The organism is Novosphingobium sp. fls2-241-R2A-195 (assembly GCF_030209485.1).
Lineage (GTDB): Bacteria > Pseudomonadota > Alphaproteobacteria > Sphingomonadales > Sphingomonadaceae > Novosphingobium > Novosphingobium resinovorum.
Genome location: NZ_JARVRY010000004.1, coordinates 82716 through 103473 on the forward strand (window position 1 = coordinate 82716; position 20758 = coordinate 103473).

21 protein-coding genes are annotated in these 20758 nt (G+C 67.0%); 6 read left to right on the forward strand and 15 right to left on the reverse strand.

The features are described from left to right. Nucleotides 1-16: 16 nt before the first annotated feature. The 6 genes from QRN25_RS03485 to QRN25_RS03510 form a co-directional block, all read right to left on the reverse strand. Nucleotides 17-517, reverse strand: coding sequence for a MaoC/PaaZ C-terminal domain-containing protein (locus QRN25_RS03485; RefSeq protein ID WP_285017474.1), 501 nt, complete (start codon nucleotides 515-517; stop codon nucleotides 17-19). Further along, a complete protein-coding gene (locus QRN25_RS03490; RefSeq protein ID WP_271182923.1) occupies nucleotides 514-1425 on the reverse strand; it encodes an acyl-CoA thioesterase in 912 nt (303 codons plus the stop codon). Before QRN25_RS03490 ends, QRN25_RS03485 begins: the two co-directional genes overlap by 4 nt. Before the next feature lie 215 nt (nucleotides 1426-1640). Next, nucleotides 1641-2111, reverse strand: coding sequence for a VOC family protein (locus tag QRN25_RS03495; RefSeq protein ID WP_271182922.1), 471 nt, complete (start codon nucleotides 2109-2111; stop codon nucleotides 1641-1643). Next, on the reverse strand, nucleotides 2108-2914 hold the full coding sequence (locus QRN25_RS03500) for an SDR family oxidoreductase (RefSeq protein ID WP_285017475.1): 807 nt from the start codon (nucleotides 2912-2914) through the stop codon (nucleotides 2108-2110). The genes QRN25_RS03495 and QRN25_RS03500 overlap by 4 nt, the downstream gene beginning before the upstream one ends. Before the next feature lie 51 nt (nucleotides 2915-2965). Continuing rightward, on the reverse strand, nucleotides 2966-4192 hold the full coding sequence (locus tag QRN25_RS03505) for an aromatic ring-hydroxylating oxygenase subunit alpha (RefSeq protein WP_285017476.1): 1227 nt from the start codon (nucleotides 4190-4192) through the stop codon (nucleotides 2966-2968). Nucleotides 4193-4376: 184 nt separating this feature from the next. Further along, on the reverse strand, nucleotides 4377-5147 hold the full coding sequence (locus tag QRN25_RS03510) for an enoyl-CoA hydratase/isomerase family protein (protein ID WP_285017477.1): 771 nt from the start codon (nucleotides 5145-5147) through the stop codon (nucleotides 4377-4379). 102 nt (nucleotides 5148-5249) lie between these two features. Here QRN25_RS03510 and QRN25_RS03515 point away from each other — a divergent pair, with 102 nt between their 5' ends. Together QRN25_RS03515 and QRN25_RS03520 are read left to right on the forward strand one after the other, a co-directional pair. After that, nucleotides 5250-5708, forward strand: a complete 459-nt coding sequence (locus QRN25_RS03515; RefSeq protein ID WP_285017478.1) for a VOC family protein — start codon at nucleotides 5250-5252, stop codon at nucleotides 5706-5708. Continuing rightward, nucleotides 5705-7075, forward strand: a complete 1371-nt coding sequence (locus QRN25_RS03520) for a spinster family MFS transporter (RefSeq protein WP_285017479.1) — start codon at nucleotides 5705-5707, stop codon at nucleotides 7073-7075. The genes QRN25_RS03515 and QRN25_RS03520 overlap by 4 nt, the downstream gene beginning before the upstream one ends. A gap of 135 nt (nucleotides 7076-7210) precedes the next feature. On the opposite strand, the gene QRN25_RS03525 is transcribed toward QRN25_RS03520, so the two are convergent. The 3 genes from QRN25_RS03525 to QRN25_RS03535 are packed head-to-tail and all read right to left on the reverse strand — an operon-like array spanning nucleotide 7211 to nucleotide 9926. Next, on the reverse strand, nucleotides 7211-8362 hold the full coding sequence (locus QRN25_RS03525; RefSeq protein WP_285017480.1) for an acetyl-CoA acetyltransferase: 1152 nt from the start codon (nucleotides 8360-8362) through the stop codon (nucleotides 7211-7213). A gap of 2 nt (nucleotides 8363-8364) precedes the next feature. Beyond that, nucleotides 8365-8721: a Zn-ribbon domain-containing OB-fold protein gene (locus tag QRN25_RS03530; protein ID WP_285017481.1), complete on the reverse strand. Its 357-nt coding sequence runs from the start codon at nucleotides 8719-8721 to the stop codon at nucleotides 8365-8367. Continuing rightward, nucleotides 8718-9926 carry a CaiB/BaiF CoA transferase family protein gene (locus QRN25_RS03535; RefSeq protein ID WP_211151705.1) on the reverse strand — a complete coding sequence of 403 codons (1209 nt, stop codon included), beginning with the start codon at nucleotides 9924-9926 and terminating at the stop codon, nucleotides 8718-8720. The genes QRN25_RS03530 and QRN25_RS03535 overlap by 4 nt, the downstream gene beginning before the upstream one ends. 119 nt (nucleotides 9927-10045) lie before the next feature. On the opposite strand from QRN25_RS03535, the gene QRN25_RS03540 reads away from it, so the two are divergent. After that, complete coding sequence (locus QRN25_RS03540; protein ID WP_285017482.1) at nucleotides 10046-10780, forward strand: ThuA domain-containing protein; 735 nt, start codon at nucleotides 10046-10048, stop codon at nucleotides 10778-10780. On the opposite strand, the gene QRN25_RS03545 is transcribed toward QRN25_RS03540, so the two are convergent. Next, nucleotides 10768-11388, reverse strand: coding sequence for a TetR/AcrR family transcriptional regulator (locus tag QRN25_RS03545; protein ID WP_236727367.1), 621 nt, complete (start codon nucleotides 11386-11388; stop codon nucleotides 10768-10770). The genes QRN25_RS03540 and QRN25_RS03545 overlap by 13 nt on opposite strands. A 239-nt stretch (nucleotides 11389-11627) precedes the next feature. After that, the gene (locus QRN25_RS03550; RefSeq protein ID WP_285017483.1) at nucleotides 11628-12335 is read right to left on the reverse strand and encodes a TetR/AcrR family transcriptional regulator; all 708 of its coding nucleotides are present in this window, start codon (nucleotides 12333-12335) and stop codon (nucleotides 11628-11630) included. Between the two features lie 145 nt (nucleotides 12336-12480). On the opposite strand from QRN25_RS03550, the gene QRN25_RS03555 reads away from it, so the two are divergent. From QRN25_RS03555 to QRN25_RS03565, 3 genes are read left to right on the forward strand one after another with little or no spacing between them, the layout of a single operon-like run. Then, on the forward strand, nucleotides 12481-12909 hold the full coding sequence (locus QRN25_RS03555; protein ID WP_008829114.1) for a hypothetical protein: 429 nt from the start codon (nucleotides 12481-12483) through the stop codon (nucleotides 12907-12909). Beyond that, nucleotides 12906-13298: a hotdog family protein gene (locus tag QRN25_RS03560; protein ID WP_051586885.1), complete on the forward strand. Its 393-nt coding sequence runs from the start codon at nucleotides 12906-12908 to the stop codon at nucleotides 13296-13298. Before QRN25_RS03555 ends, QRN25_RS03560 begins: the two co-directional genes overlap by 4 nt. Then, nucleotides 13264-14745, forward strand: a complete 1482-nt coding sequence (locus QRN25_RS03565; RefSeq protein WP_285017484.1) for a class I adenylate-forming enzyme family protein — start codon at nucleotides 13264-13266, stop codon at nucleotides 14743-14745. Before QRN25_RS03560 ends, QRN25_RS03565 begins: the two co-directional genes overlap by 35 nt. Before the next feature lie 709 nt (nucleotides 14746-15454). Here QRN25_RS03565 and QRN25_RS03570 read toward each other — a convergent pair. From QRN25_RS03570 to QRN25_RS03585, 4 genes are read right to left on the reverse strand one after another with little or no spacing between them, the layout of a single operon-like run. Beyond that, on the reverse strand, nucleotides 15455-16009 hold the full coding sequence (locus QRN25_RS03570) for a nuclear transport factor 2 family protein (RefSeq protein WP_285017485.1): 555 nt from the start codon (nucleotides 16007-16009) through the stop codon (nucleotides 15455-15457). Between the two features lie 14 nt (nucleotides 16010-16023). Beyond that, nucleotides 16024-17628, reverse strand: coding sequence for a GMC family oxidoreductase (locus QRN25_RS03575; protein ID WP_285017486.1), 1605 nt, complete (start codon nucleotides 17626-17628; stop codon nucleotides 16024-16026). After that, on the reverse strand, nucleotides 17629-19335 hold the full coding sequence (locus tag QRN25_RS03580) for an FAD-dependent oxidoreductase (RefSeq protein ID WP_285017487.1): 1707 nt from the start codon (nucleotides 19333-19335) through the stop codon (nucleotides 17629-17631). It lies immediately after the preceding gene. Beyond that, nucleotides 19332-20720, reverse strand: coding sequence for an FAD-dependent oxidoreductase (locus QRN25_RS03585; protein ID WP_285017488.1), 1389 nt, complete (start codon nucleotides 20718-20720; stop codon nucleotides 19332-19334). The genes QRN25_RS03580 and QRN25_RS03585 overlap by 4 nt, the downstream gene beginning before the upstream one ends. Between the last annotated feature and the right edge of the window lie 38 nt (nucleotides 20721-20758).

Below are 20758 nucleotides of genomic sequence, written 5' to 3' on the forward strand. Positions count from 1 at the left end.
CCCGGCACCCGCGTTTCTAGCGCGCGGTGCCGGCCATCCGCTCCCTCGCGCCGCGCGTGTAGACCAGGTTGATGCTGGTGAAAGTCACCGCCTCGGTCCCGTCGTCGAGGAGCACGGCGTAGCGTGTCATCGCCGTGCCGCGATCGGTGCGGGTCTTCGAGGGTTCGAGGCTGACGATCTCGCTGGTGACGTGGATCGTGTCGCCGGCCCGGATCGCGCGTTTCAGGCGCAGTTCGTCCCAGCCCACGCCGCAGACCCAGTCGATGTCCCAGTTTATCTCGTGGTCCATCTGCCGCCACAGCGCGAGGACGTGGATGCCGCTCGCCACCACTTCGCCGAAGACCGACTGCGCGGCGCTTTCCGGGTCGGTGTGGAACCATTGCGGATCGTACTTGCGCGCGAATTCCAGGATTTCCTCCTGCATCACCGTGCGCGAGGAGGAGCGGCGGAACTCGCCCAGTTCGAGGTCTTCGAACGTGCGATGGGGTCTGGCGGGGACGAACGGCTCGGAAGTCACAGCTTTCCTTCGCGTTTCTGGTCCAGCATCCGCGCGAGGCCTTGCTGGCTGACGGTGGCGACGAGGGTGCCGTCGCGGCGGAAGATATTGCCTCGGCCGAGCGCCAGCGCATCGGTCGCGGCGGGACTGTCCATCGCGTAGAGCATCCATTCGTCCACGCGAAAATCGTCATGGAACCATATCGCGTGGTCGAGGCTGCTGCTCTGCAGGAAGTCGTTGGCCCAGCCGATGCCCAGCGGGCCGAGTGCGGTGTGGAAGATATGCAGGTCCGTGGCATAGGCGAGCAGGCGCTGCTGCACATCCAGCGGACCGTCCACGGTGCCGTTGAAGCGGAACCAGAAGTCGCGCGCCGCCGGGCGCACCTCGCGCTCGTCGAAGGGGAACAGGCCGATCGGGCGCCAGTCCACCTGCTGGCGGCGGCGCCAGAACGGGCGGTGCCGCTCGGGCAGGCGATCGCCGTAGGCCGCCACCAGTTCGGCCAGGCTGGTGAGGCCCTCGGGCGGGGGCACGTCGGGCATCGGGAAGCCGTGGCGGCCCGAGGGTTCGGGCGCCTTGAACGAGGCCATCAGGTTGATGATCGGCGCGCCGTCCTGGGTCATGCGCACGGTGCGGTTGGAAAAGCTGCGTCCGTCGCTTTCGCGGGTGACGGCGAAGTCCACCGGCCGGTCGATGAGGCCGGGCTGGAGGAAGTAGGCGTGCAGGCTGTGCGCCGCCTTGTCCTGCGGCACCGTCAGCCGCGCGGCGGCGAGGCATTGCGACAGCGCCATGCCGCCGTAGAGCCGCAGCAGCCCGCTGGGGACCGGGGCGACACGGAAGCTGTCGGGGCCGGTTTCCTCGAAGGCGTAGGCGAGGCGGCGTTCGAGTTCGGGATCGTCGATATAGGGGTTGGTGTCAGGCAAGCAGTCCATCCAGTTTCGTCATCCCGGACTTGCTCCGGGACCGTGGGCCGTGTGACGCGGGGGGCATCGACAAGCTCAGCCTGACCCTTCGACAAGCTCAGGGTGAGCGGGGTTAAGTGTAAACCTCCCAATTCCGCTCAGGCTGAGCTTGTCGAAGCCCCAGCCGTCAGCACTGACCTAAAGACCGCCTACGGCCCCGGAGCAAGTCCGGGATGACGCAGCGATCATGCCACGGCCAGCTTATCGAAGGCGAACCCGCAGTCCGGATCGACGATCTGAAGGAGTTCCACGACGTTTCCGTCGCAGTCCCGGCCATACGTCGCCCGCGTCGCCGCAGAGCCGCCGGGCGGGCAGTTGAACTTCATGCCCAGGCCGAGAAGACGTTCGTATTCGGCGAAGACATCGTCGCAATAGAGGCACAAGTGCGTGATGCCCCGGTCGCACATGCGGGGGTGGACTACTTCCGGGTCGTTGCTGGCATACTCGAAGACCTCGATATGCAGATTACCCAGCCGGATCATCTCGTAGCGGGCGCTGCTGTCTTTCAAGCCGACCATCGTGTCTATGCGGTCGTTGCCGGGCTGCCAGCCGCCTTCCTTGCCGGCGCGTTCGAAGCCGAACCAGCGCTGGTAGTGATCGACGAACCGTTCGAGGTCCGGGGTCGATATGGCGAGATGGTGGACGCCCCGGATCATGCCGCCTGACCCACTGCGGATTTGGCGGCTTTCACGGCGGAGACGATCTCGGCGTTGGTGGGATTGCGACGCAGGGTGAGGCCGCCGTTCACTTGCAGGACCTGCCCGCTCATGAAGCAGGCATCCCCTGCGAGCCACGAAACGGCCTCGGCGATGTCCTCGCTCGTGCCGACGCGGCCGAGCGGATACTCTTTCGTAAATGTATCGATTATTGCATTGTTTTTCGATGCTTTCTCGGTCATTGGCGTGACCGTGAAGCCAGGCGCGATCGAGTTGGCGCGGATGCCGCGATGGCCGAATTCGTTGGCGACGCAGCGGATCACGTGGTCGGCGCCGGCCTTGGTGCCCATGTAGGCGGCGTGGTCCTCCAGCATGATCGATGCCGTGGCGGACGAAATCTGGATCAGCGATCCGCCGTCGCGCATGATCCGCAACATGGCCTGGTAGAACAGGATCGCGCCGGTGAACTGCAGCGCCGTCATCTGCTCGATCTCGGCCTTCGTGGTGTCGAGGAAGGGCTTGAGCAGGCCCCAGCCGGTGGCGTTCACGGCAATGTCGACCCCGCCGTAGGTGGCCTTGGCGGTGTCGCCCAGCCGGGCAAGGCTGGCCTCGTCGGTAAGGTCACATCCGGTAACTGCCAGCCCGCCGATCTCTGCAGCGAGGCGTTCGAGTTCTTCCGCCCTGCGGCCCGCGACGATTACGGTTGCGCCATCGGCGGCAAGGCGGCGTGCGATGACCTGCGCCATGTTGTCCCGGTTCGCCGCGCCGGCGACGACGGCGATCTTTCCAGCCAGATCGGCCATGCGTGTTCTCCCGTTATCTTGTGTTCTCGTCCCGTGTGGGGCGGGGCAAAGTCAGTCGCGCTGTACCCAGTCGCCCAGAACCTGCTCGACCCGCGCGTGCTCCGGCACCTGGTTGAGGCCGATGCGGCGGTCCAGTTCCTCGTGCCAGTGATAGATGCGGCGCTCCTGATAGTTGAGCGGCATGCCCTTGAAACCCGGACTTTCAAGCGATTCCTGGATCTGGGGCGCGTACTGCAGGTCCTCGTAAAGAATGCGCTCCCAGTTGTTCAGGCGCGTGGGCCAGAGCGGGTGCGGATTCTCGGGATCGTGGTCGGGCGCGAGCCAACTGGAGACGACGCGGGTGCGCCTGGTCCCGATCGGCCAGAACTGCAGGATCGGGATGCCTGTGGGCGCGGGCGGCATTATGAAGTTGGGATAGATCTGGTAGCTGACGTTGTTCTTCGCCGGGAATTCCGTGATCGATGCGATCTCGGGCATGCCTACGGTGCCGGGATCTACCCAGTCCGGACGGCGGTTCGGCGTCGCCATGCGGCTGTGACCGCCCGGCCAGAGCGTGACGATCATCGCGCGGTGATCGAGGAAGCGGTCCACGGTGTTGATATGGATCGACTTGAGGTGATAAACCTCAAGAAAAGCGTCGAGCAAGACCTTGGCATTGCAGTCAACTTCGTAGCTGCGGCTGTCGACGAGGCGAAGCTTTTCAAGCTCGAACTGTTCGAGCTGTTCTGCCATCGGGCCGATGTGCTCCATCAACGGCTGTGCATCGGGATCGCGGTTGATGAAGATCAGCGACCCCAACAGCTCGCAACGTACCTGCACCAGAGAACGACATGACATGTCGAGATCGACGAAGTCGCGCTTGTCGCGCACCGCCGTCAGCTTGCCGTCGAGCGTGTAGCTCCAGCCATGATAGCCGCACACAAAGCCGCGCCCTTCACCCGCTTCCTCGGTGACGAGGGGGGCACCGCGATGCTGGCAAGTGTTGTAGAACGCCTTGACCTCACCTGTCAGGTTGCGCGCGACGATTATCGGCACGCCCGAATTGCGGGTCAGGAACCAGGAGCCGGGATTGGGCACCTGATCAGTGTGGCCGGCGTAAAGCCACGCCCGGTCCCACATCATCTCCTTTTCGAGGCGGAGGAATTCGGCGTCGGTGTAGCGAGTGCCGGGAATGTCGGGGAGTTTGGGAAACCCCTCGGGCGGCCCCTTGCGATCCCGCTCGTAGTCCATGCGCGCGAAATCGTTCTCGGGGGTTTGATCTGTGACCAGATCGAGCATCGGCCTTCTCTCCCTTGCCTTGAACCGCGACGCCCTGAACTGTGACTGTCGCCGGGTCGGCCTGACCGAATCAAAAACAGACATGAATGTTTGATTCTGTCGATGTGATGCTTGCGATCCTACCTCCCGCACGATAAAACAGTCAACAGTGATTGTAATTTTGCCATCTCGACAATCGGGCGCTTCAGCCCTGACCGAAGTCCGCGACACGTTTCTGCGCGTAAGCGGCGATGCCTTCGCGGCTGTCGGCGCTGGCGAGGGTCGCCTTGCCCCAGGCGTTACCGACTGCCAGCGCCTGCGCGGTATCCATCCCGGTGGAGAGTTCGTAGAGTTCACGCCCGTTGTTGATCGCCTGCCAGCTGTTCGCCAGCATGGCCTGCGTAACTTCCAGCGCGCGGCTCAGCAGGCCGTCGCCGGGAACCACTTCGGTGACGACGCCCAGTTCGTAGAGCCGCCGCGCCGGCAGCAGTTCGCCGGTCATGATCATAGCCAGTGCCGTGGCGCGGGGGACCTGCGCGGCGAGACGCTGGATGCCGCCGGCGAAGGCGAAGAGGCCGCGCTTCACCTCGCTCACGCCCATCAGTGCGTGTTCGGCGGCGAAGACCATGTCGCAGGCCATCATGATCTCGAACCCGCCGGCCACCGCCGTGCCGTTGATCGCGGCGATGAGGGGCTTGGAACGGCGGCGTTCGGTGATGCCGCCGAAACCCCGGCCCGGGATCAGGCCATGCCCGGCGCCGATGCGCTCCGCTTCCTTCAGGTCCATGCCGGCGCAGAAGGCGCGGTTGCCGGCGCCCGTCACGATCATCGCCCCCACAGCCGGATCGGCTTCCGCGGCCGAGATTGCTTCGTCCATCGCGTGGGATGTGGCCGCGTCGAGCGCGTTACGCGCATCCTCGCGGTCGATCGTCAGCAGGCACACGGCGCCACGGCGTTCCACGATCAGGCCAGTCATTGTGCTATTCTCCCGAAGTTATCTGCCGTCTTCGGATGGCGAGAACCGTTTCTCGAATCACGACAGCGTATAAGCTGATCGATAATATGGGATGAGGATAAATTGAAAGCTTTTGAAAAGCTCCATCATCATGGATTGATAGTCGAAGATATTCATCAATCCATGGATAAATTGAGAAATGGACTTGGTGTCGAATGGGCACCAATTCGAAAATTCGATCCTATTCGCGTATGGCTGCCTGATCTCGGTTGGTCCGAAGCACATCTAACCGTCACGTATTCGCGGCAGGGGCCGATCCACGTCGAACTGATCCAGATGGTCCCCGGCGGCGCTTACGAGGCGCTGCGTGCCGTTTCCGCCGCCCATGTCGGCGCCTGGGTGGACGACGTCGGCTCGGAAGTGGAAGCGTTGCTGGCCGAAGGCTGGCGGGTCATCGCAGCGGGCGCGTCTCCCAAGCATCGCTACGGCCAGATGGCCTACATGGCGCGTGGTGACGGCCCGGTGCTGGAACTGGTGGGCGAGCCCATCCGGCCGATGATCGAAGATTGGATTCGGTCATGAGCGGGGGTGTGAGCGGGGCGGCTGTCGCTTTTGCCGAGCCGGAAGAGCAGGCGACGCCGCTCCCGGCAGATACCGAGTCCGCGCCCACTGCGGCGGCGTGGTACCTGATCTTCGTGCTGACCCTGACCTATACCGCCAGCTTCGTGGACCGTCAGGTGCTGAACCTGCTGGTGGTGCCGCTGAAGGCAGACTTCGGGCTGTCCGACACGCGCCTCAGTCTGTTGCAGGGGGTGGCGTTCACCGGCGCTTATATCCTGTTCAGCCCGCTGTTCGGCAGGCTGGCCGACACCGGCAGTCGCAAGCGCATCCTGATCGGCGGCTCGATATTATGGAGTCTGGGCACCGGCCTCTGTGGCCTCGCGCGCGGGTACTGGCAGTTGTTTTTCGCCCGTGCGGCGGTGGGCGGTGCCGAGGCGAGCGTCACGCCCGCCGCATGGTCGATCATCGCCGACAGCTTTCCCACGAGGATGATCCCGCGCGCATTCAGCATCTTCCTGATGGGACCCTACATCGGCGGCGGGCTGGCGCTGATCTTCGGTGGGCTGCTGCTGGAGGCGGCGCAGGGCTGGGATCTGAGCGCGGTGCCCTATCTGGGAGCGCTGCGCCCGTGGCAGGTCGTGTTCCTCGTCGCGGGTATCCCCGGCGTCCTGATCGCGCTGATGATGCTTCGCATTCGCGAGCCCGTGCGCAAGCTGGCGCCTCGGGATTCGGCGCAGATGCCGTTTGCGCAAGTTTGGCGCACCTTTACCGATCGCCGGGACTTCTACGGCAATTTCTATGCCGGCATGGCCTCGCTGGTGATCGTGCTGTACGCCTTCCCGGCGTGGATGCCGGCGATGCTGATGCGCCGTTTCGGGGCGAGTGCGGCCACGGTGGGCGTGCAGTACGGCGTGGCAGTGCTCGTCACCGGTTCGATCGGCGTGCTGGCAGGGCCGATGGTTGCCGACTGGCTGCGGCGGCGGGGCCACCATGACGCGCTGATGCGGGTGCCTTTCTTCGCCGCGCTGGCGCTGATCCCGATCTCGCTGGCGCTGGCCTTCGCGCCCAGCTACGAATTCGCGATGGTGGTGGCGACCCTGGCGAGCTTCACCTATTCGCTCCCGCAGGCGCTGGCGTCTTCGGGCCTGCAGATGGCGACGCCGAACCGGATGCGGGGGATTTCCTCGTCGGTCTACGTCTTCGTGGCGAGTGTCATGGGGCTCGGCGCCGCGCCGACGATCGTGGCGCTGCTGACCGACCATGTCTTCGCCGACGAGCGCAGCGTCGGGCTTTCGCTTTCGGTGACGTGCGCGGTTGCGGCGGGGGTTTCGGCGTTCTTCGTGGGCCGCGCGCTCAAGGGCTATCGGCGGGTGCTGGCGCTGCAGTGAACCGTCGTCCCGGACTTGATCCGGGACCGCTGGCAATTCTTGAGGCGAATGCTGGCCGTGAGACGTCCTGACGCGAGGTGGGCTGTTCACGGCCAGCGGTCCCGGATCAAGTCCGGGACGACGGCGCATTCCGACTTACAAAGTAGCCACACTCCCCAGCACCACCGTCGCCTGACTCGACAGGGTGCCGCCGTTGCCGTGCGCCAGCGCCACGTCCACGCTGGAAAGCTGGTTCGCCGCCTCTCCCCGGATCTGGCGGGCGGCCTCGATCACCGCGAAGAGGCCGTACATCCCCGGGTGGCAGCACGAGAGGCCGCCGCCGTTGGTGTTCACCGGCAGACTGCCGCCCGGTGCGATGGCGCCGCTGCTCACGAAGCGGCCGCCTTCGCCCTTGGGGCAGAAACCGAGGTCCTCGAGGAACAGGATCGTGTTGATCGTGAACGCGTCGTAGAGCTGCGCGGTGCGGATGTCGGAGGGAGAGACTCCCGCCATCGCCATCGCCCGCGCGCCGGACTCCCTGGCGGCGGTAACGGTCACGTCCTTGGCCTGCGCGATCGAGTTCCACCACGTCGCAGCAGCCGCGCCCAGCAGCGGCACGGCCGGTTTCGCAAGATCGCGGGCGCGGGACGTGCGGGTCATCACGATCGCCGCGGCGCCGTCGGTGACGAGGCAGCAGTCGCGCACCGAGATCGGGGTGCTGATCATGCGGGCGGCAAGGCACTCCTCCAGCGACAACGGGCCTTTGGCGAAAGCCTCGGGATTGGTCTGCGCCCAGGCCCTTGCGGCCAGCGCAACGGCGGCGAGGTCTTCGCGGGTGGTGCCGTATTCGTGCATGTGACGCGCTGCCGCCAGCGCATAGCCGGTCAGCGGAAATATGGGCGCGTAAGGCGCATCCCACTGATTATTGGTGATCTTCGTCGCCAGCTTGCCGCCGTTGCTGCGCTGGTTGGAGCCGTAGGCAATCAGCGCGCAGTCGATATAGCCCGCCTCCAGCATCATCGCCGCCACTGCCATGTGGCTCATGAAGGCCGAGCCGCCGGTACGGTTGTTGTCGGTATAGCGCGGCTGCAGGCCGAGGTATTCGGCGAAGGAGAGCCCTGCGAAGAAGTCATCGGGCTGGCAGATGAACAGCGCATCGACGTCAGCCAGCGTCAGCCCGGCATCGGCGACGGCGAGGAGGGCGGCCTGCGCGGTCAGTTCCATCGAACTGTATCCAGGCGTCTCGCCGATGCCGAAGGTGGCGAGGCCCGCGATGGCGGTGCGGGCGCGAGGGAAGGTGTCGGTCATCGTCAGTCCTCCACCGGCCGAAACAGCAGCAGCGGTGTATCCCCGTCGTGGTCGACGAAGGCTTCCACCCGCATCCCGATGGCCAGCGTTTCGGGCGTCACGCCCTCCACCCGGCTCATCAGCCGCGCGCCTTCGTCGAGGTCTATCAGCGCGACGTGATAGGGCTCGGCGGGCGGCTTCCGGTTGATCCACGAGAGCGTGTAGACCCGGCCGCGCCCGGATGCCTCGAACCATTCGAGCGGCCTGCCGCTGCCCGGTGCGGCGAGGCGCGGGGGGAACACCGCGCTGCCGTCCGGCGCGCGCTGGAGCAACAGGCAACCTTCCGCCAGCGCCGTGCGCCAATGGGTTTCGGGGCTCATGCCGCTGTCCTCACCGCGCCGCGCGCTTGGAGATCGGCGATCTCCTCGGCCGAGAAACCCGCTTCGCGCAGGACGTCGAGGCTCTCGCCGCCCAGCGCCGGGCCGGGATCGCCGATGGCGCCGGGGGTTTCGGAGAAGGTCGTCGGGATGCCGGGAAAGCGCAGGGTGCCTTCCGGTGTCTCGCGCTCCTGCCAGAAGCCGGTTTCGACCAGATGCGGATCGTCGAGCAGGTCGGTCAGGCTCTTGATCGCGGTGGCGGGGATGTGGGCCTGACGGAACAGCTCCACCCATTCCTCGGTCGTTCGCGTCTCGATCACTTCGGCCACCTTCGCCAGCACGGTGCCGATGTTCTGCGTGCGCGATCGCATCGAGGCGAACATGGCGTCCTGCGACCACTCCGGGTTGCCCAGCGCATCGAAGAAGGCGCGCCAGTGCTTGTCGTTGTAGATCATCACGCCGATGTAGCCGTCCGCCGTGCGGTAGGGGCGCCGCGCTTCCGAGGTGGCGCGGGGGTATTCGGGCGGCCCCTGGGGCGGCACGAAGAGCGAGCCGCACAAATGCTCGACCATGGCGAAGGACACCAGCGTCTCGAACATCGGGACCTCGATCTCCTGCCCGATCCCGGTCTTCTCGCGCGCATAGAGCGCTGCGATCACCGAGTAGGCGCCGGTGAGGCCCGCCACCTTGTCGGCGATCACCGTCGCGGCATAAGTCGGCTCGCCGCCCGAGAGGCGCGCCTGCAGGTCGACGATGCCCGAGGCGGCCTGCACGATGTCGTCGTAGGCGGGATAGTCGCGGTACGGGCCGCTCCGCGCGAATCCGTAGAGGTTGGCGTAGATGATCTTCGGGTTCACGGCCTTCAGCGCCGCATAGTCCAGCCCGAGCCGCCCGATCGCGCTGGAACGCATCGAGTGGATGAACACGTCGGCGCTTTCCGCCATCTTCAGCAGCGCGGCGCGCGCCTCGCCCTGCTTGAGGTCGAGCACGATCGAGCGCTTGCCGCGATTGACGTTGAGGAACATCGCCCCGCGCGAGGCGTCCGGCCCCGGCGGGATGAAGCGTGTGGTGTCGCCCGAGGGGCTCTCCACCTTGATCACGTCCGCGCCCAGATCGGCGAAGATCTGCGTCGCATAAGGCCCCATCAGCACGCTGGTGAGATCGAGCACCCTGACACCTGCGAGGGGGCCTTTGCCCTTACCGCTCATTCGTATTCTCCGATGATGAAGCGACCGCGCTGCGGCCTGAATTTCGATGCTTGGACGCAGGCGTGGCGAGCCTTACGCTCGGGCGCATACACGCACACACGTGAGGGGAGTTTGCCGGAATGAAGGTCCACCTGATCGCCGCGGGGAAGTTCCACGACATCGATTATGCCCGCCTCGAATTGCTCAAACTGCTGGCGGAAACCCCGCGCATCCGCGCCTCCGTGGCCTCCGACTACGCCGATCTGGCGAGCCTTGCGGCGGCGGACCTGCTGATCACCTACACCTGCGATCTGGTGCCGACGCGCGGCGAGGAAGTCGCCGCGCTGGAGGCGTTCCTGGCGCGCGGCGGGCGCTGGCTGGCGCTGCACGGGACCAACGCGGTGCTGCGCTTCGGCGCGGACGGCGTGGTCGATACCCCGGACGAGGTGCCCACCTTCACCGGCCTGCTCGGCACGCGTTTCGCCGGCCATCCGCCGATCGCGCCGTTCAAGGTCTTCGTCACCCAGGGCGATCACGAGATGACGCAAGGGCTGCGCGACTTCCGGGTCGAGGACGAGCTTTACCTGACGCACCGCACCGCCGAGATCGACGTGCTGCTGCACACCAGCTTCACCGGCCGCTGCGACGAGTTCCGCGATGCCGACTGGGACGAGGCGGAAGTGCCCGTGCTCTACGAGCGCAAGGTCGGCGAGGGTGCGATCCTCTACCTGACGCTCGGCCATTGCCGGGGTCACTACGACCTGCTGCCGGTAAGCCCGTTCTGGCCCCATCCGCAGCGCTGCGCGTGGAATTACCCGGTGTTCCACGAACTGCTGCGGCGGGGCATTCGCTGGGGTCTCGCTCATGCCGCCTGATCCTGCGGCCTGAGGGCGTGGAGCTGGGTTTCGAGCGCTTCGAGCACCGGCTCCACCAGCCCGGCGTCCATGGCGCCCGTCAGCAGGTTGATCGCCATGCCTTCCATCGTCGCCTGCGAGATCGCCATGGCCAGCGCGAACTTCTCCGGGCTTGCCTGCCATTCGGGATAGAGCTGGACGGCGAGTTGGTTGAACCGCTCGCGGAACTCCACCTGCAGCGGCATCAGCACGGCGGCGAGGTCGGGACTGGTACGTGCCGCCACCGCCAGTTCGTGGAAGGCGATGAAGGCGGGCTTCTGGATCTGCTTCCAGTACGTGCGCACCATCGCTCCGTGATCCAGCGCACTGCGCTCCGCCGCGCGGCGGAAGGCGCGCAGGCGGCGCTCGTGCAGGTGCATGATGGTCGCCTTGATGAGCGATACGCCGTTGTCGAAGTGGTGCAGCATCGCGCCGCGTGACAGCCCGGCCTCGATCGCCACCTGCGGCGTCGTGGTGCGCGAATAGCCGCTGCGGACGAGCACCCGGATCGTCGCGTCGATCAGCCGCGCGCGGGTCTGGGCGCTCTTGAGCGCCTGCATCGTCGGTTCGTCCGCGCCGGGTCGTCTCACTGGATCGCGCTCTCCCACGCCGTGCGGGCCGGTGGGTTCCGGCCTCGCCAACCTGATCGGTAGCGCAATCCGGTCGATAAAAAAAGACATTCATGAACGTCTTTTATAATTATACGGACGTCAGTTGCGCGCATTTCGTCATCCCGGACTTGATCCGGGACCGCTGGCCGTGAACAGCCCACCTCGCATCGGGGCGCCTTGCCGGCGACCGTTTCCTAAAGACGGCCAGCGGTCCCGGATCAGGTCCGGGGCGACGGGTCTTTCAGCGCCGCTTCCATCCGGTCGATCAGCGCCGACAGCCGCTCCGTTTCCGACGGTCCGCGCGGTTCGCCCGGCTCGGACAGCACGCCGCAGAGCAGCACGTCGACATACCGCTTCGCCTCCGCGTCGATGTCGAGCGGGCGGCCGATGAAGCTGGTGCGCATGGCGACGTGCTCCAGCCCGCCGAACATCATGTCGCGGATCATCACCGGATCGACGTCGGCGCGGACTTTGCCCTCGTGCTGCGCCTGCTGCACCGCCTCGACCACGCTATGCGCGAAGACGTGGTTGAGCTTGTGCAGCGCCGACCCGCGATAGTCCGCCCAGCGCAGTTCCTGGTAGAACACACGGTGGAAGCGCGGCGTCTCCTCGATCGAGCGCATGAAGCGCGCGGCGATCAGCGTCAGCTGCGAACGCAGGTCGGTGATGTGCCGCAGTTCTGCGATCAGGCGCTCGACGAAAGGCGTCGCCCAGTCGACCAGCACCTGGTTCACCAGTTCCTGCTTGCTGTCGTAGTATTTGTAGACGGTAGCCTCGGACACGCCCGCCAGCTTGGCGATCCGCGCCATCGAGGTGGCCGTGGTGCCTTCCTCCTCGATCAGCCGGCGCGCGGCGGCGAGGATTTCCTGCGGGCGGTAGTCCTTGCGACGCCGCCAAGCGAGGGGTTCGGCCTCCGTGGTCTTCACCGGGTTCGCCATAATAATTGAACCATCCTCATTACTGGCCTCGATTGCGGTTGACTCCGGCGAAGCCCGAGGTCAGCTTTACGCCCAATCGCGCGACATGCAACACGTGGGCGCGGACTTACCAAGCAGCCATTCCGGGAGAGGCATGGACCATTTCGCGATACCGCCGGGGCGCTTCCTGCTGTCTGCCGGGCTCGACGATGCGATCCGGCGGTCCTGCGCCGCGCCGCAGCGCCGGGCCAAGGAAGCGCACCCCGTCTTCGCCTTCGTCGCGGCGCTGGGCGGCATGGGTGCGCGGGTGGGCGACGTGTGCCGTGCGCTCGGCCTCGCGTTCGACGAGGGGGCGGTGCTGGGTCGCTGCCGGATCGACTACGACGCGCCGCTGACGGTTGATACCGGGTACGACGTGGCCGCCCGCGTGGTCTCGCTGGAGCGCAAGGCAAGCCGCAGGTTCGGCGCGGCCGACCACCTGACCCTGGGCATGACGGTCAGCGCCGCCGGGCGGCCGCACGCGCGAGTCAGCCTCACCACGATCATGCCCGCGCCCGGACCGGCCGTGCAGGCACCCGCATGAGCGCGTGGGAACTTGGCGCCGTGCCCGCCGAGGCGATGGCGCTGTGGTGCGAGGCGCTGGGCGACGACAATGCGATCCACGTTGACCCCGCCGCGGCCGAGGCGCTGGGCTTCGGCCCGCGCACGGTCAATCCGGGGCCGACGAACCTCGCCTATCTGCTCAACATGGTGATGGAAGCGCGGCCCGACCGGGAGATATGCTCGATCGAGGCGGCGCTGCTGGGCAACGTACTGGCGGGCGACGGCGTGCTGGCGCGCGGGACCTGGGACCAGGACACCTGCGACGCGGAACTCGTGGTCGCACCGGACAACGTCGTGCTCAGGGCAAGAATAGAAACGGACGGGAGAGACAGCGATGATGGAGAAGGCTTTCGCAGCCAGCGTCTATGACCTTGTCGCCATGCGCGCGCGGGCGACCCCCCAGGCGCTGGCGATCGTGCAGGGCGGGATGCGCCTCGGCTATGCCGAGGTGCTTGCCTGCGTCGATGCGGTGGCCGCCGATTTCGCCACGCGCGGGCTCGTGCGCGGGCAGCGCGTGGCGATCCTGTCGGAAAACCGCTTCGAGTACACCGCCGTCCAGCTTGCCTGCGCGAAGCTGGGGCTGATCGCGGCCTGCCTCAACTGGCGGCTCTCCGATGCCGAGATGCGCCACTGCGTCGAACTGGTGGACCCCTCGCTGCTGGTCGCCTCGTCCCGCCATCAGGTCCTCGGGGAGAAAGTGGCGAACGGTCGTCCCTTCGCCGCCATCGATCGTCTCGGCGCGGCGGGAGAGACCGCCAGCGTGGCCGAACCGGAAGACGGCCTGCTCATCATCTACACCAGCGGCACGACGGGGCTGCCCAAGGCCGCCGTGATCAGCCACCGCGCCGAAGTCGCGCGGATGTGCGCCATGCGGCTCGACATGGGCGTGGCGATGACTGACGCCTACGTCTCGTGGGCGCCGATGTTCCACATGGGCGGGACCGAGCACCTGCTGGCGACGCTGATGTGCGGGGGCACCGGGATCATCATCGACGGTTTCGACGTCGATGCGCTGGTCGATGCGCTTGAGGAATTTCCGATAGGCTGGCTGATGCTGGTGCCCGCGACGATCGAGCCGCTGCTCGAACGGCTCGAGGCGAGGGATGCCAGGGTGCGCGGGGTCAAGGCGGCGGGCTGCATGGCGGACCTCGTCCCCTCCGCCACGATCGCGGCGATCACCCGGGCGCTGGGCGCGCCTTACCTCAACTCCTTCGGTGCGACCGAGACGGGAATGCCGCCGCTTTCGGCCGATCTCATCCCCGTCGGCACGATGCCTTCGGCTTTCCCCAAGCGGCTGAGCCTGCTGTGCGACCTGCGCCTGCTGGGTGCGGACGGCAACGAGGTGCCCGACGGCGCGACCGGCGAGGCCTGCGTGCGCGGGCCGACGCTGTTCAGCGGCTACTGGAACGCCGAGGCCACCAATGCCGAGTGCTTCGCCGGAGGCTGGTTCCACATGGGCGACCTGTTCCGCCGGACGCCTTCGGGCTACGACTTCGTCGGCCGCTCCAAGTACCTGATCAAGTCGGGCGGCGAGAACATCTACCCGGCCGAGATCGAGCGCGTGCTGTTCGCCGATGCGCGGGTCAACGATGCCATCGTCGTGCGCAGGCCGGACCCGCAATGGGGTGAAGTGCCGGTGGCGGTGATCGCGCGCAACGATCCCTCGCTCGACGAGCAGGTGGTGATGCAGATGTGCCGCGACGCGCTGGCCGGATACAAGCGGCCCAAGGCGGTACGCTTCATCGCGATGGAAGCCTTCCCTCGCAGCGCCAGCGGCAAGATCATCCGCGAGGAAGTGGAGGCGATGATCGGATGAGGCAGGTTGACATTTATCGCCAAATGGGTTATAAGCCCCAGCATCCGATCCGGCGATGATCACGCTGGAAAGGTGTATCGGGTCGGCGTCGTGGGCCGGGATGCGGTTTCAAGCCGCGATCGTGCAAACCACGCGTCAGTTCGAAGACCCGGACTGTCCCTGAGTTCCCGGAAAGTGTCATCCGCCCGATCCTGAGATATACGTCAGGACACCGGATGTCCCCGCCGGACAACCATCGGCCGATAACGCTGCGAGCCCTAACGACGGCTACATGGGACTTTCCGATGGAATACAGGTCGAGCCGGGCTGACCACCGCTACCCGGTCGCTCGCCAGAGCAGGTGGAAAACAAACCCCCGCGTCCCAGCTTGGACGCTCCCGACGCCGACCCGATGTTACCTTCGGATGCGTTGACTTTCCCCGGCGTAATGGCCCGCACTCGCCAGCGGGTATTGTCGTATCTGCAAACCCCAAGTTCGTCATTGCGAGCGCAGCGAAGCATTCCAGGGCCGCGTAAACCGCCCTGGATTGCTTCGCTGCGCTCGCAATGACGAATGGTGGGTGCAAATTCCTCCCCGGCATGGGGAGGGGGACCACCCGCAGGGTGGTGGAGGGGCGCCCTCGCGAGGACGCTTCCCCTCGGCCTCACATAAACCGCCTGTGCCCCTCCACCATGCTGCGCATGGTCCCCCTCCCCCAGGGGGGAGGAATCAACCCCTCCCGCGTGATTTCTCATAGGCGATCCACGTCGGCAGGCGCTCGGGGAAATCCGCCGGCATGGGCTCGGGATAGGCGTGGTTGCGCAAGGGCGTGGAGAGGATGCCGGGATACTCCTCGATCGGCACGTAGTAGAGGAACCCGATCGTCCGCTCGGCGAACTTCCAGCCTGCGTCCGTGTTGCGGTACTTGTCATCGTAGCGGATGGCGGTGACCATCATCCTGCCGCCGCGCCACAGTTCCGCATGGCCGATAACGCGGCCGGTCGCCGCCTCCGAACCGTCGCCGACGAAGTCGATCTGGACGTCGTGCATGAAGTGGTGCCCCGGCCCCAGCACGTCGAAGCGCCCGTCGTACTGCGTCATGATCGCATCGACGCCGGTGGCGTTCATCACCCCGTCCGCCGATTTCAGCACCGCATCGGGCGCGAAGAGGGCGCGGATGCCGTCGATGTCGCGGTCGTCGATGGTGAAGCAGTAGCGGGCGACGAGCTGGCGGATCTGCGATTCCGCTTCCAGCCGGGCGATGCGCTGTTCCAGTGTCGGCATGTCTCTCTCCTCTTTTATCGGGCGTCTTCCAGGATCATGTCGGCGCACTTCTCGCCGATCATGATCGAGGGGGCGTTGGTGTTGCCGGACGGCAGGCTCGGCATGATCGAGGCGTCGGCGACGCGAAGCCCGGCGATGCCGTGGACGCGCAGGCGCGGATCGACCACCGCGTCGGCGCTGACACCCATCCGGCACGAACCGACCGGGTGCAGGTTGGCGATGGCGGCGGCGCGCACGTAAGCCTCGATCTCCGCGTCGCTGCGGGCATCCGCGCCGGGCGATATCTCGCCAGCATTGTAGGGCGCGAGCGCGGGCTGGGCGGCCACGCCGCGCACCACCTTCACCGCCGCAATCATCGCGTCCACGTCGATGCGGTCGGTCAGGAAGTTTTGGCGGATCACCGGGTCGGCCAGCGGGTCCGGCCCGCGCAGCCGCACCGTGCCGCTGGCGCGCGGGTTGAGGTGGACCGGGCTCATCGTGAAGCCGGGGAAGGGGTGGGCCTTCATGCCCGCCGCCGTGCGGCTCTGGACGGTCCAGATGTTGGTGTTGACCTGCAGGTTGGGCCGGTCCTGCCGCTCGTCGGTGCGGGTGAAGATGCCCGCATAGATGCCGTTGCTGGCGAGCGGCCCCTTGTTGAACAGGACGTAGTCGATCCCCGCCTTCAGCTTGCGCAGCGGGCTGTTGGCCAGTTCGTTGATGGTGATCGGCCGGGTGCAGCGGAACATCAGCGAGATGTAGAAGTGGTCCATCAGGTTGGCGCCGACGCCCGGCAGGTCGAGCACCGGCGCGATGCCGCTTTCGCGTAAGTGCGCGGCGGGGCCGATGCCGGAAAGCTGCAGAAGCTGCGGCGACCCGAAGGCGCCGCCGCAGACCACCACCTCGCGCCGCGCCTTCGCGGTGACCAGGCCCGCTTTGGTGCGGTACTCGATCCCGGTGGCGCGGCCCCCTTCGACGAGCACCCGGGTAGCATGGGCGCCGGTCTCGATCTTCAGGTTGGCCCGCCCCCGCGCCGGGGTGAGGTACGCCTGCGAGGTATTCCAGCGCCGGTTGTTGCGGGTGGTGGTCTGGAAGAAGCCGGTGCCTTCCTGCTCCGCGCCGTTGAAGTCCGGGTTGTAGGGAATGCCCGCTTCCTGCGCCGCCTCGACGATGGCGACGGCGATCTCGGAGCGGCCCGGCTGGTCGGACACCGTCAGCGGTCCGCCGACGCCGTGATAGGCATTGGGTCCGCGCTGCTGGTCCTCGGCCTTGCGGAAGTAGGGCAGGACGTCGGCGAAGCTCCAACCCTCGCATCCGCGCTGGCGCCAGTCGTCGTAGTCGCGCGCGTTGCCCCGGATATAGAGCATGCCGTTGATCGAACTGGTCCCGCCCAGCACCTTGCCGCGAGGCTGGTACATGCGGCGGCCGCCGAGTTCGGCCTCGGGCTCGCTCTCGAACATCCAGTTGACCTTGGGATCGGCGAACAGCATCGGGTAACCCATCGGCGGCCTGATCCAGAACGCCTTGTCATCCGGCCCGGCCTCCAGCAGCAGCACCGAGTAACGCCCGTTCTCGCTGAGCCGCGCCGCGACGACGCAGCCCGCCGAGCCCGCGCCGCTGACGATGAAGTCGAACTCCTCCATTTACGCCGCCTGCCCCGCAAGGTGTCTGCCCGCGATATAGGCGAAGGTCATGGCAGGGCCGATCGTCGCCCCCGCGCCCGGATAGGCTCCGGCGAAGACGTTGGCTTGGTCGTTGCCCACTGCGTAGAGGCCCTGCACTGGCGCACCTTCGCCGTCGAGGACGCGGGCGTGGCGGTCGGTCTTGAGCCCCGCGAACGTGCCGATGATCCCGGCCTCCATGCGGATGGCGTAGTACGGCCCCTTGGTCAGCGGGCCGAGGCAGGTGTTGGGCCGGTGCTCCGGGTCGCCCTGATAGACGTCGTAGACCCGCCCGCCGCGTCCGAACTCGGGGTCCACTCCGGCCTCGGCATTGGCGTTGAAGGTCGCGACCGTGCGTTCCAGCGCGGCGGCGTCGATGCCGCACTGGGCGGCGAGTTCCTGCAGCGTCGCGGCGCGCTTGAGGTAGCCGCTGCGCACATGCTCGCCGTGGGGAATGGGGAAGGGGCGGACCATGCCGATGCCCCATTTCTTCACCGCCGCCGCGTCGCCGATCAGCCAGCACCATGCGCTGGCGTCGCCCTCGCTCGCCCGGGTCATTTGGGGGACGAGGTCGTGGTAGGCGCTGGACTCGTCGCCGAAGCGGCGGCCATCCGGGCGCACGGCGATGAAGCCGGGCTTCTGCCGGTCGATCAGGTGCGGCCAGACGCCGGTGAAGTCCGTCGATCCCGGCAGGACCGAGACCGGCATCCACGGCGCGGCATGGGCGACATTGCCGTTGAAGACGCCGCCGACGCTTTCGGCCAGGCGGATGCCGTCGCCGGTGTTGCCGGGGTTGGTGGGGTTGCGCTGCTCGCGGTTGTTCGCAGGTGCCGGGAAGGTGGCGGCGCGGCGCTCCGGGTCGTTGGGATAGCCCCCGCAGGCGAGGACGACGCCCCGGCGCGCGGTGATCCGCACGCGGCCCTGCGGGGTGTCGATCTCGGCCCCGGTGACGCGCCCGTCCTCGTGGGTCAGCCCGGCGACGGGGGAGGAGAGCCAGATCGGCACATCGAGGTCGAACAGCGTGCGCGCCAGCCGCGCCACCAGCGCCCGCCCGCGCACCACCTGCTGCCCCTCGCCATAGCGCAGCACGTCGGCGAAGTGCCGGGCCAGCTTCTTCGCGACGAAGCCCAGCGCCTTGACCGAGCGCCCCGCCTTCATGAACTGGATCATTTCCACGCCCGAGCCCACGGCGAAACCCAGGAACAGCGTCTGCGGCAACTGCTGCTTGAGGGTCTTCAGGTGCGGCCCGAGTTCGCGCGCCTCGTAATCGACGGTGCCGATCGAGCGGACGATGGAGCTATGCGCGCTCTCCGAGTGATAGTCGGGATAGTCCATCCCGTAGAACCGGACGTGGCTGTTTTCTTCCAGAAAGCGCACCATGCGCGGCGCGGTGTCGAGGTAGGCCTCGACCCGGTCGGGCTCGATGTAGTTGCCGGTTTCCTCGACCAGATAGGCGCGGGCGCTCTCGATGTCGTCGCTCTGGCCGGTGGCGCGCTGCATGGCCGGGGAGTGGTGGTTGCCGGGCACCCACAGCACGCCGCCGGAGGTCGCGGTGGTGCCGCCGAAGACGGCTTCCTTCTCCACCACCAGCACGTCCAGCCCGGCGCGCCGCGCGGTGACGGCGGCGGTGAGACCCGCCGCGCCGGTCCCGGCGATGAGGACGTCGACGGTCCTGTCTCCCATGGTCATGCGTTCACCTTCTCTTTCGCGGCGTTGGCGCCGGCGATGCGGCCGAAGACGACCGCGTTGCCGATCGAGGCGCCGCCCGCCGCGTAGCATTGGCCGAACATGCCGCCGGTCGTCTCCCCGGCGGCGTAGAGGCCCGGCACCGGGCGATCGTCGGCGCCGAGCACGCGGGCTTCGGTGTCGATACGGATGCCGGTGCCCGTCCAGCAGATCACGGCCGGGCGGATATGCGCGGCGTAGAACGGCCCTTGCGCGACCGGCCGCAGCATCGCCGAGGGCTTGAAGTAGTCCTCGTCGTTCCCTATCTGTACCAGCGAATTGTAGCGCTCTGCCGTCGTCGCAAGACGGGCGGCGGGCACGCCGAGTTTCCCGGCAAGGTCCTCCAGCGTCGGTGCGCTGATCAGCGTTCCGGCCTCCACATGGTCCAGCAGCCGGTCCGCCGTCCAGTTGGGGGCAGGCCGGTATTTGGTGGTCTTCGAGGCGAGGCGCGATGCCTCGTCGAACACCGCGAAGCAGTCCCGTCCCGGCTGTTCGTCGAGGACGGCGGCGAGGACCGAATATTCTATCGTTTCGTCGATGAACCGGCGCCCGTCGCGGTTCACCATCATCAGCCAGCCGGGGAGGTAGCTTTCGAGGTCCTTGACGAAGCCCGGAGTGATCAGGAGCAGGCCGCGATTGGCCTTGCTCAACTGCCCCTCCACTTGCGCGGCAAGGCCGAGGCCATCGCCCCGGCAGGTAGGGGCGCCGATATACCAGTGGAGGTCGCCGTAACGCGAGGCATCGGGATAGAGTTGCGCCAGCATCTCGGGATTGGCGCCGAAGCCGCCGGTGGCGATCACCGTTGCGGCGCTGCGCACCGGCGCGCCGTCGGCGACGATGCCGCAGACCCGGCCGTTCTCGACCAGCAGGGTCTCGACGCGGGTATCGAGGACGGTATCGATGTTCCTGCCGGACAGGAAGCCTTCGAGGCCCTCGACGATGCCTGCACCGCCGTCGGTGGCACGGTGGCCGCGCCGGACCTTGTCGACTCCCGATGCATAGAGGTTGTCCACCGTGAACCCGATGCCGAGCCCGCGCAGCCACTCGAACGCCTCGGCCGAGCGTTCGCAAAGCGTGCGCACGAGCGCGGGCTCCAGCTTGTACTGGTTGAGCGTCATGTAATAGTGGAACATCGCCTCGGCCGTGTCATCCTCCAGCCCGGCCTCGCGCTGGAGCGATGTGCCCGCCGCGTAGAACACGCCGCCGGACAAGGCGCTCGACCCGCCGGTGCGGTCGGCCGCCTCGACCATGAGGACACTGGCACCGCCTTGTGCTGCAAGCGCCGCGGCGCTGAGACCCGCCGCCCCGGTGCCGATGACGATGACGTCGTAATCGAGAGCCTCACTCATCGCCGCTTCACTCCCGCGACGGGCGACACAACGGAAAT